This window comes from Herbaspirillum lusitanum P6-12 (assembly GCF_000256565.1).
In the GTDB taxonomy this organism is placed as follows: Bacteria; Pseudomonadota; Gammaproteobacteria; order Burkholderiales; family Burkholderiaceae_D; genus Herbaspirillum; species Herbaspirillum lusitanum.
In genome coordinates, this window is record NZ_AJHH01000201.1 from 1 (window position 1) to 9,314 (window position 9,314).

At 60.5% G+C, this 9,314-nt stretch carries 9 protein-coding genes and 1 tRNA gene; 6 read left to right on the top strand and 4 right to left on the bottom strand.

Translation table 11 applies throughout. The annotated features are described in order from the left end of the window. Positions 1 to 170: 170 nt before the first annotated feature. Together HLUSI_RS0106800 and gloB are read right to left on the bottom strand one after the other, a co-directional pair. Positions 171 to 1,691 (bottom strand): transglycosylase SLT domain-containing protein, encoded by a 1,521-nt coding sequence (locus tag HLUSI_RS0106800; RefSeq protein ID WP_029363217.1) that lies wholly within the window; start codon positions 1,689 to 1,691, stop codon positions 171 to 173. A 329-nt stretch (positions 1,692 to 2,020) separates the two neighbouring features. Then, the gene (gloB, locus tag HLUSI_RS0106805) at positions 2,021 to 2,803 is read right to left on the bottom strand and encodes a hydroxyacylglutathione hydrolase (protein WP_029363218.1); all 783 of its coding nucleotides are present in this window, start codon (positions 2,801 to 2,803) and stop codon (positions 2,021 to 2,023) included. Positions 2,804 to 2,885: 82 nt separating this feature from the next. On the opposite strand from gloB, the gene HLUSI_RS0106810 reads away from it, so the two are divergent. The 5 genes from HLUSI_RS0106810 (at position 2,886) to HLUSI_RS27360 (ending at position 5,821) form a co-directional block, all read left to right on the top strand. Next, positions 2,886 to 3,677, top strand: coding sequence for a class I SAM-dependent methyltransferase (locus HLUSI_RS0106810; protein ID WP_016833274.1), 792 nt, complete (start codon positions 2,886 to 2,888; stop codon positions 3,675 to 3,677). An 83-nt stretch (positions 3,678 to 3,760) separates the two neighbouring features. Next, positions 3,761 to 4,210, top strand: a complete 450-nt coding sequence (gene rnhA, locus HLUSI_RS0106815; RefSeq protein WP_016833275.1) for a ribonuclease HI — start codon at positions 3,761 to 3,763, stop codon at positions 4,208 to 4,210. A 26-nt stretch (positions 4,211 to 4,236) separates the two neighbouring features. Continuing rightward, the gene (gene dnaQ, locus HLUSI_RS0106820; protein ID WP_016833276.1) at positions 4,237 to 4,962 is read left to right on the top strand and encodes a DNA polymerase III subunit epsilon; all 726 of its coding nucleotides are present in this window, start codon (positions 4,237 to 4,239) and stop codon (positions 4,960 to 4,962) included. A 122-nt stretch (positions 4,963 to 5,084) separates the two neighbouring features. Then, a tRNA-Val gene (locus HLUSI_RS0106825) sits at positions 5,085 to 5,159 on the top strand. Between the two features lie 143 nt (positions 5,160 to 5,302). Next, positions 5,303 to 5,821 (top strand): nucleotidyltransferase family protein, encoded by a 519-nt coding sequence (locus HLUSI_RS27360; RefSeq protein WP_016833277.1) that lies wholly within the window; start codon positions 5,303 to 5,305, stop codon positions 5,819 to 5,821. Positions 5,822 to 5,867: 46 nt separating this feature from the next. On the opposite strand, the gene HLUSI_RS0106835 is transcribed toward HLUSI_RS27360, so the two are convergent. Both HLUSI_RS0106835 and HLUSI_RS0106840 read right to left on the bottom strand, forming a co-directional pair. Continuing rightward, entirely contained in the window at positions 5,868 to 7,265 is a 1,398-nt protein-coding gene (locus HLUSI_RS0106835) for a sensor histidine kinase (protein ID WP_016833278.1), read from the bottom strand. 9 nt (positions 7,266 to 7,274) lie between these two features. Further along, positions 7,275 to 7,955: a response regulator gene (locus tag HLUSI_RS0106840; RefSeq protein WP_016833279.1), complete on the bottom strand. Its 681-nt coding sequence runs from the start codon at positions 7,953 to 7,955 to the stop codon at positions 7,275 to 7,277. Between the two features lie 172 nt (positions 7,956 to 8,127). Between HLUSI_RS0106840 and HLUSI_RS0106845 the strand changes: the two genes are divergently transcribed. Next, positions 8,128 to 9,165 (top strand): ABC transporter substrate-binding protein, encoded by a 1,038-nt coding sequence (locus HLUSI_RS0106845; protein WP_016833280.1) that lies wholly within the window; start codon positions 8,128 to 8,130, stop codon positions 9,163 to 9,165. The last annotated feature ends 149 nt before the right edge of the window (positions 9,166 to 9,314 follow it).

Below are 9,314 nucleotides of genomic sequence, written 5' to 3' on the forward strand. Positions count from 1 at the left end.
GGCGCCGCGCCGCCTTGTTGGCATATGCACAAGAAAAATAGGGGATGTATTGGAGCGTGCCGGGCAATGACGCTGTGAAATTCGTCGTTTTGCAGTGCGGGGAAAGTCCGCCAAACAGAAAAGGGCCGGGAATGCATCCCGGCCCTTTGTCGATTCCGAACCTGTCGATATCAGCGGCGGCGGTTGCCGCTTTCCGATGCCAGCGTGATCGGCGCCGCTCCCTTGCGGGCCGGTGCGGCACGGGTGTTCTTGGCCACCACGGCAGGCGCCTTGCGGATAGGCTTGGCCGGGGCATGGATGACCTGGCGTACGCGTATCGGCGCGGCGGCAGGCGTCTGGTAAGGCACTTGCAATTGCAGGCTCTGACCATTGGCCAGGGTATCGTGGCGCAGGCTGTTCCATTGCTTGATCTGGACCACGCTCACGCGGTAGCGGCCGGCGATCGACGCCAGCGTGTCGCGCTTGCCGACCTTCACGTAGATGCGCTTGAAGTCGGGTACGTCCGGCGCCACGGCCAGGCGGGCGCTGTTGGCCATTTCCGGCGTGATGTCGGCTTCCATCGAGGTTTCGGTCTTCGGTACCAGGATCATGGAGCCGGCTTTCAGGACCATCTTCGGCGGGATTTGGTTGACGCTGCGGATCACGTCCGGCGTGGTGCCGAAGCGGCTGGCGATGGTTTCGATGCGTTCCCGTGCGCTCGAGACGGTATGCGAGGTCCACGAGCTCAGGGCTTGCGTGAACTTCGATATGTTGGTCTTGAACTTCTCGGCATTGCTTTCCGGGAGCAGGATCTTGGTGTCGTCGCCGCCGATGATGACCGGGCGGTTGAACTGCGGGTTGAGCGCCTTGAATTCGTCGAGCGACAATTCGGCCAATTGCGCCGCCACCTTCACGTCAATGTTGCGGGTCTTGCCGATGGTGACGAAGTAGGGCTGGTTGTCGACCTTGGGCAGCTCGATGCCGAATTCTCCCGGCACGGCGATGATGTTCTTGACTGCTTGCAGCTTCGGCACGTAGTTGCGCGTCTCGTTGGGCATCTGCGCCGACAGCGTGTTGAAATCGATCGGCAGGCCGGCGGCCAGGTTGCGGTTGACGGCGCGTTGCACCGAGCCTTCGCCCCAGTTATACGCGGCCAGCGCCAATTGCCAGTCGCCGAACATGCCATAGAGTTTCTGGAGGTAAGTCAGCGCCGCATCGGTCGAGGCCAGCACGTCGCGGCGCTCGTCGGTGAACAGGTTCTGCTTCAGGTTGTAGTCGCGTCCGGTCGACGGGATGAACTGCCACATGCCGGCCGCTTTGGCGGTCGACAAGGCTTGCGGATTGAAGGCGGACTCGATGAACGGCAGCAGCGCCAGCTCCGTCGGCATGCCGCGCTTTTCGAGTTCCTGCACGACGTGGAACAGGTAGCGCGAGGCGCGCACGGTGGTGCGTTGGATATAGTCGGGACGCGAGCTGTACCACTGGGTCTGGTTGTCCACCAGCGGGTTTTCCAGATCCGGAATGCCGAAGCCCTTGCGGATGCGCGCCCAGATATCGATGTCTTCCATGCCCGGCAGCGCGGACGAAGGATCGTTCGGATTGATGGCGTTGAAGGCTGCGGGGTAAATCGAGATGTCGTTGGCGTGGGCCAGGAGGGGAGTACCGAGAGAGAAAAGCGTTGCGATCGCCAATTTCCTGAATGTTAGCTGCATGGGTACGTGATCCTGTGCCTGAGGCTGAAGAAACGATTAACTTCGCGTTTGAATTCGCATTGCAAATTCACCGGTCGTCTCGGATGCACGGCACCTCCTGCCAGGAAGTATGTGTCCGAACGGAAGTAATGAAGCGTTTGGCGGTTCTGTTATTAAAAAACAACAAAAGCGCCCGTTTATCTAAAAACGGCTTGCAAGCCGGTGGATTTGGAGACTAGACGGAGTGTACGTAAGCCCCTTTTCACTCGTCAAGTAAAAATTCACTTATGTTACAAAGCTTAAGCCCTTGATTCGTTTGGTATTTGTCCGAAAAAAGGCCTATTCACCTTCTATTTGTAGGTATTCTTCCATTCGCGCAGCGCGCCGAATGTTGCCGTCGGATCAACTTGTTTCCCTGAGGCAGGCAAACGGCCGGCTTCTTGCAAGCGGGCGATGACGGCGGTTTCCTTGTAGCGCAGGAAAGGATTGGTGGCGATTTCGAGCGCGATGGTGGAAGGCACCGTCGGCTCGTTGCGGGCGCGTTTGGCCTGTTCCGCATCGATGCGCGCGATTAGCGCCGCATTGCCCGGTTCGATTTCGCGGGCGAAGCGCAGGTTGGACAGGGTATATTCGTGGGCGCAGTAGACTTGGGTGTCGGCAGGCAGGGCGGTCAGCTTGTTGAGCGAGGTTACCATCTGCTGCGGCGTGCCTTCGAACAGGCGGCCGCAGCCGCCGGCAAACAGCGTGTCGCCGCAGAACAGCCAGCCCTGCCGTGCGGCGTAGTAGGCGATATGGCCCTTGGTGTGGCCGGGCACGTCGATCACCTTGAGGCCGAGGCCGAGGGCGGCCAGGTGCACCAGGTCGTCTTCCCACAAGGGTTGGGTAATCGTCGGAATCGCTTCGCCTGCGGGGCCGTAGACCGGTACTTGTCCATGTAGCAACAAGCTTGGAACGCCGCCGACATGGTCAGCATGATGATGAGTCAGTAGAATAGCGGCCAGCGTTAGGCCATGTGCTTCGAGCGCTGCCAGGACCGGAGCGCCATCGCCGGGATCGACGACCGCCGCATTGACGCCGTCATGAATCAACCACAGGTAATTATCGTCAAATGCTGGAACAGTCAGGACACTCAAGGATGTGGATGAAGCGGACAGTACAGACGATACGGACGAAGCTGCTGGCGGGATGGCTGACATGGCTGGGCGGGGGCGCGTGATGGCGGAAGTCGATACGGATTCGGGAAAAGCCATTATAGCCCTCGACGACTGGCTGCATACGCCGATGGGCAACTACGTCCGCGCCTGGGAGCAGAAGCACCTGGACGCGCTCACGGCCGATATCTTCGGATTCAACGCGGTGCAGATTGGCATGCCGCAGATCAACGCACTGCAGGCCAATCGCATGCCTTATCGCTGGCTCACCGACAATTGCCTGCCGATCGAGGCTTCGGCAGGCATGCAAGAGGGTCGCGAGATCCCGCTGGTGGTCGCGCATGATTTTTCCGAGCTGCCGTTCGCCACGCAAAGCCTCGACCTGGTGGTGCTGCCGCACGTGCTGGAGTTCAGCGCCGAGCCGCATCAGGTGCTGCGCGAAGTCGAGCGCGTGCTGATTCCCGAAGGCCAGGTCATCATCTGCGGGTTCAACCCGACCAGCCTGTGGGGTGCACGGCAAGCCGCCGGCCGGCTGACCGGCGCGCACTTCCTGCCGCAGGACGGCGAATTCATCCGCCTGCCGCGCCTGAAGGACTGGCTCAAGCTGCTCAACATGGAAGTCAATCGCGGCCATTTCGGCTGCTATGCGCCGCCGTGCGCCACCGACAAATGGCTGGACCGTTTCACCTTCATGGAAAAAGCCGGCGACCGCTGGTGGCCGTATTTCGGCGCGGTCTACATCGTGCAGGCGATCAAGCGCGTCAAGGGCATGCGCCTGATCGGCCCGGCCTGGAGCAAGCAAAAGGTCAAGGTGCCCAAGGGCATGCCCGCGACCAATCGCATCCATAAGGAATAGAATGCCGCCTTCCCGTAAAAAGCGGGGACATCATCAACGATCAACATCAACGACCAAGTAATCAGGCAATGACAGAAGCAAGCATGAACAAAGAAGAACTGGACCGTGTGGAAATTTACGCCGACGGCGCCTGCAAGGGCAATCCCGGCACCGGCGGCTGGGGCGCGCTGCTGATCGCGGGCGGCCGCGAGAAGGAATTGTGCGGCGGCGAACGCAACACCACCAACAACCGCATGGAGCTCAAGGCAGTCATCGAAGCGCTCGGCGCGTTGACTCGCCGCTGCGACGTCACCGTCTACACCGACAGCCAGTACGTGCAAAAAGGCATCAGCGAATGGATCCACGGCTGGAAGGCGCGCGGCTGGAAAACCGCTGCGCGTGAACCGGTCAAGAACGTCGACCTGTGGCAAGCGCTCGACGCCGCGCAGGCGCAGCACAAGATCGAATGGCGCTGGGTCAAGGGGCACGCCGGCCATCCCGGCAACGAGCGCGCCGACCAGCTCGCCAACCGCGGCGTTGACACCGTCCTCTGACCTCAGCACCAGCAAACGGAATTCCCATGCGACAAATCGTCCTCGACACCGAAACCACCGGCCTGAACCCCCGCACCGGCGACCGCGTCATTGAAATCGGCTGTGTTGAACTGCTCAACCGCCAGTTGACCGGCAACAACCTGCACTTCTACATCAACCCCGAGCGCGACTCCGAAGAAGGCGCGCTGGCGGTGCACGGACTGACCACCGAGTTCCTCAGCGACAAGCCCAAGTTCGCCGCCATCGTCGACGAATTCCGCGACTACGTGCGCGACGCGGAAATCATCATCCACAACGCGCCCTTCGACGTCGGCTTCCTCGACGCCGAATTCAAGCTGCTCGGCCTGCCGCCGTTCAAGGAACACGTCGACAACGTCATCGATTCGCTGCAAATGGCCAAGGAGCAGCATCCCGGCCGCCGCAACTCGCTCGACGCGCTGTGCGACCGCTACGGCATCTCCAACGCCCATCGCACCTTGCATGGCGGCTTGCTCGATGCCGCGCTGCTGGCCGAGGTGTACCTGGCCATGACGCGCGGCCAGAACAGCCTGACCATGGATCTGGGCGCGGAGGAAGATGTCAGTGAAGGCGAGGGCAAGCTGGAGCTGGCGCCGCTGGCCGACGTCATCGTGGTCGCCGCCAGCGAAGCCGAACTGGGTTTGCACGAGACAGTCCTGAATACGCTCGACAAGGAAGTGCGCGGCGCGTGCGTATGGCGCCAGGAACCCGAGGCGGAAGCGCCGCCGGCGTAAATTGTTTGAGGAAAATGACGAGAAATGGCGAGGAATGACAAGCAGCTTGCCCGTGCCGTCAATTCTGTGTCATAATTCGGGCCGCTTCACACCAACCCTCGCGGTCGGTGGCGACAGCAAATGGAAGGTTAGCTCAGGGGTAGAGCACTGCATTCACACTGCAGGGGTCCGCAGTTCGAAACTGCGACTTTCCACCAGAATTCAGAAAAGCCAGCGTTCGCGCTGGCTTTTTTCGTTTCTGTGGCCTGGGATTGAGCTTTGTAACTAGAGTTGGTATGGGATATGAAAGGGAGCGTCTGCTTGCGCTGCAACTTGCTGAGATCGGGGTGCGGATTGGTTGATGGATTTGATGAACACTGCGCGCGAGCTCGATTTGCCAGATTGGTTTATCGGCGCTGGTGCAATTCGCAACACAGTTTGGAATCGTCTGCATGGCTTTCCATCGGTAGTCTCTTGTAGCGACGTCGATCTGATTTATTTTTCATCTGGCAACGAGCAGTCTAAGAGCGATGAAGCTTTGCAGGAAAGTTTGAATCGTATGGCGCCCAGCGTTTATTGGGAGGTGACGAATCAGGCCCTAGTGCATAGGTGGTATGAGCAGGAGTTCGGATTACAAATTTTGCCTTTGACATCCAGTGAAGATGGCGTTGGAACTTGGCCGGAAACTGCAACGGCAGTCGGTGTACGTCTTGAGTATGATGGTCGATTGACGGTTGCTGCTCCCTGCGGACTTACGGATCTCTTCGAGCTTAATCTACGTTGGAATCCGCGTCAGGCGTCTCGTGGCATGTTTTTACAGCATTTAGAAGATAAGCAGTTTCTATCGCGTTGGCCATTGCTGAAATTGATGGAGATCTGACCCTGTCTTGCGGCTATGCTCAAACCGGCCGTGCGGCGATTCTAATTTACTGCGCATTGCCGGCACCGGATGCGGCCGGCAACCTCACCGTCACCGTCAATCCCTTGCCGTCCCGGTCGGTCCCCAGCGTAATGGTCCCCTGCGCCGCCTGTACGATCTCCTTCACGATCGCCATGCCGAGCCCCGCGCCGTGCTGGTCCGGCGCGGCGTTCCGGTAGAAGCGTTCGAACACGCGCTCGCGCACTTCGGCGGGAATGCCCGGTCCGTTGTCAGCCACGGTGATCACCACTTCCTTGTTGTCTTCCAGCGCCACGCCGACGGTGACCTTGCCGTGTTCCGGGGTGTAGCGCAGCGCGTTGTCGATCAGGTTCATCAGCATGCCCGAGAACAGCGCCTGGCTGCCCATGGCCCAGGCCTCGTCGACGGCGGTTTCCATCCCGAGGTCGATATGCTTGCGCTGGGCCAGGCTGACCAGTTCTTCCAGCACCGTTGCCGCCAATCCCACCAGCTCGATCGGCTGGCGCGGGAAGGCGGTGCTGTTCGACGCTTCCGCCTGCGATAACTGCAGCAGCTTGTTGGTCAGGTCGGTCATGTTGCGGCTGCTGTCCTGCAGCGCCTGCAAGACTTGCGGCAGGCGCTGCGGATCGTTGAGCTGGCGCGCAAACTGGATCTGCGAATCGATCAGCGTCAGCGGCGTGCGCAACTGGTGCGCGGCGTCGGCGATGAAACGCTTCTGTACCGCGACCTGGGTGTTGAGGCGCTGGATGTACTGGTTGATGGCGACCACGATGGGACGCAATTCCACCTGCAGCTCGCCGGCGCGCAAGGGCGTGAGCGAGTTGGGTTCGCGCGTGGCGAGTTCATCCTTGACGCGCAGGATGGGGCGCAACTCGATCGTCAGCCCGACCACCACCAGCGCGATCGCCAGCAGCAGCATGATGATCTGGCGGTGCAGCGCGGGGCGCCACAATTCATCGAGAAGCTGCGCGTGGCCGCGCATGGTCTGGCCCACCGACACCGCGACCATGCGCAGCGTACCGTTGTCGTACAGCGCGCGCACATAGCTGACGACGCGCAGCGGCTGGTTGTTGAAATACGTGGTGGCGTAAGCCGGTGCGATCAGCGAAAAATCGACGTCAACCGGAAAGTCCGGACGCCCGGCCAGCAGCGTGTTGTCGTCCATCAGGACTTGGTAGTACACCTCATCATGGTCGGGCGAGGCGAACATTTCCAGCGCGGCCGGCGGGACGTTGACGACCGGGGCGCCGTCTTCCCACGTCACCTGGCCGGCCATCATGCGCGCCGAGGCCAGCAGCGCGCGATCCTGCACCAGGTCGGCGCTGGTGACCGCGCTGTCGCGCGTGAAGCTGGCGCTGACGCCGACGTAGACGGTGAGCGGAATCAGCAGCCACAGCAGCAGCCGCAGACGCAGGCTAACTATCATCTTTAACGATCATCGCTGACTATCATCTTTTTGTTTGAGCAGGTAGCCGAGGCCGCGCAGCGTCATGATGGCGGCCTGCGAGGGTTCCAGTTTCTTGCGCAGGCGCGAGATGTAGATTTCGATGGCGTCGGCGCTGGGCTCATCGGACAAACTGAAGATGCCGTTCACCAGCGCATTCTTGGACACCGTCTTGCCCTGCTTGAGCATGAGGATTTCGAGCACGTCGTGTTCGCGTGCGGGCAACGCCAGTGTCTTGCCGGCGATGGCGAACTGGCGCGTATTGCTGTCGTAGCTGAGGTCGCCGCAATGGATTTCGGCGGCCTTGTCCGGCGTCTGGCGACGGATCAGCACCTTGATGCGGGCGACCAGCTCGCGGACTTCAAAGGGTTTGACCAGGTAGTCGTCGGCGCCCGCGCCCAGGCATTCGACCTTCTCGTCGATGGAACCGCTGGCGGTCAGGATCATCACCGGCACCGCATTGTGGCGTTCGCGCAGGCGGCGCAGCACGTTCTTGCCGTGCATCTTGGGCAGCATCAGGTCGAGCAGCACGACGTCGTAGTTTTCCGTATGCAGCACGTGATCGGCCATCTCGCCGTCACTGGCGACGTCGACACTGAACTTGTTCTCCCTGAGGATCTGCGTGAGCCAATGCGCCAGCGGCGGGTTGTCTTCGATCAGCAGCAATTTCATGCAAAAGACCCATATTTTTGTTGCGGTGCACAGAAGAAACACCGGATTTGGAAAGCTGGATGAAGGTTTCCGGTTCTTAGAATAGCGACCACTATATTAATAAGAACTTGAGCGAGCTGCTTGCATCCCCATACCGTGCAGCAGTCTTCCATCTCATTCAGGAGGCATCATAATGCGTCAACGCTTCAATGTGTGTGCTTATGTCATCGGCACCGTGTTTTCCACCGCGCTGATCGGCGCGGCCGTACTAACAGTTGCAGCTCCCGCAGCCCAGGCTGCCGACAACAAGATCACCATCATGGTCGGCGGCATCAACAAACTGATCTACCTGCCGCCCAAGCTGGCGGAAAACCTCGGTTATTTCAAGGAGGAAGGCCTCGACGTCGAGCTGCAGTCGCAGCAGGCCGGCGTGGACGCCGAGAATGAACTGCTGGCCGGCGCCGTCCAGGCCGTGGTCGGCTATTACGATCACTCCATCGACCTGCAAAGCAAGGGCAAGGAAGTCCTGTCGATCACCCAGTTGCTGGTGGTGCCGGGCGGCATGGAGATGGTGCGCAGCGACCTGGCCACGCAAGTGCGCAGCATGGCCGACCTCAAGGGCCGTACGCTGGGCGTGACCGGTCTCGGTTCTTCATCCAGTTTCCTGGCGCAATACCTGGCCAGCCGCAACGGCCTCAAGACCAGCGACTATTCGATGCTGCCGGTCGGCGCCGGCAATACGCTGATTGCGGCACTCAAGCAGAAGCGCGTCGACGTGGTCTGGACCACCGAGCCGACCACCTCGATGCTGCTGGCCAGCGGCGAAGCCAAGGTGCTGGTCGACATGAGCAGCGTCGACGGCACCAAGGCGGCGCTGGGCGGGCTCTATCCGGCCTCCAGCCTCTATGTGCATCGCTCCTGGATGAACAGCCACAAGGCCGAGTCGCAGAAGCTGGCGCGCGCATTTGTCCGTACACTGCAATACATCCAGACCCATAGCGCGGAAGAAATCGCCGCCAAGATGCCGGCCGACTACTACGGCGGCAACAAGGCGCTGTATGTGCAGGCCCTGAAGGCCTCGCTGCCGATGTACTCGCCGGACGGCAAGATGCCGGCCGAAGGTCCGGAAGTGGTGCTGAAGGTGATGGCAGGGTTCAACCCCAACATCAAGGGAAAGAAGATTGACCTGTCCAGGACCTACACCAACGAATTCGTCAATCAGGTGAAATAAACTTCACAACTACAACATTCAGGAGACTCCATGAACAAGAATATTCGTCGCACGCTGATTTCGCTGGCCGTTGCCGGCGCCACCATGATGGCCTTGCCCGGCACCGCATCCGCCGCAGGCAAGATCACCATCATGGTCGGCGGCATCAC

What these genes read in the sequence shown, in the direction of transcription:
- HLUSI_RS0106800 (WP_029363217.1), bottom strand. Translation starts at nt 1,691, where the DNA reads ATGCAGCTAACATTCAGGAAATTGGCGATCGCAACGCTTTTCTCTCTC.
- HLUSI_RS0106810 (WP_016833274.1), top strand. Translation starts at nt 2,886, where the DNA reads ATGGCGGAAGTCGATACGGATTCGGGAAAAGCCATTATAGCCCTCGAC.
- rnhA (WP_016833275.1), top strand. Translation starts at nt 3,761, where the DNA reads ATGAACAAAGAAGAACTGGACCGTGTGGAAATTTACGCCGACGGCGCC.
- dnaQ (WP_016833276.1), top strand. Translation starts at nt 4,237, where the DNA reads ATGCGACAAATCGTCCTCGACACCGAAACCACCGGCCTGAACCCCCGC.
- HLUSI_RS27360 (WP_016833277.1), top strand. Translation starts at nt 5,303, where the DNA reads ATGGATTTGATGAACACTGCGCGCGAGCTCGATTTGCCAGATTGGTTT.
- HLUSI_RS0106835 (WP_016833278.1), bottom strand. Translation starts at nt 7,265, where the DNA reads ATGATAGTTAGCCTGCGTCTGCGGCTGCTGCTGTGGCTGCTGATTCCG.
- HLUSI_RS0106840 (WP_016833279.1), bottom strand. Translation starts at nt 7,955, where the DNA reads ATGAAATTGCTGCTGATCGAAGACAACCCGCCGCTGGCGCATTGGCTC.
- HLUSI_RS0106845 (WP_016833280.1), top strand. Translation starts at nt 8,128, where the DNA reads ATGCGTCAACGCTTCAATGTGTGTGCTTATGTCATCGGCACCGTGTTT.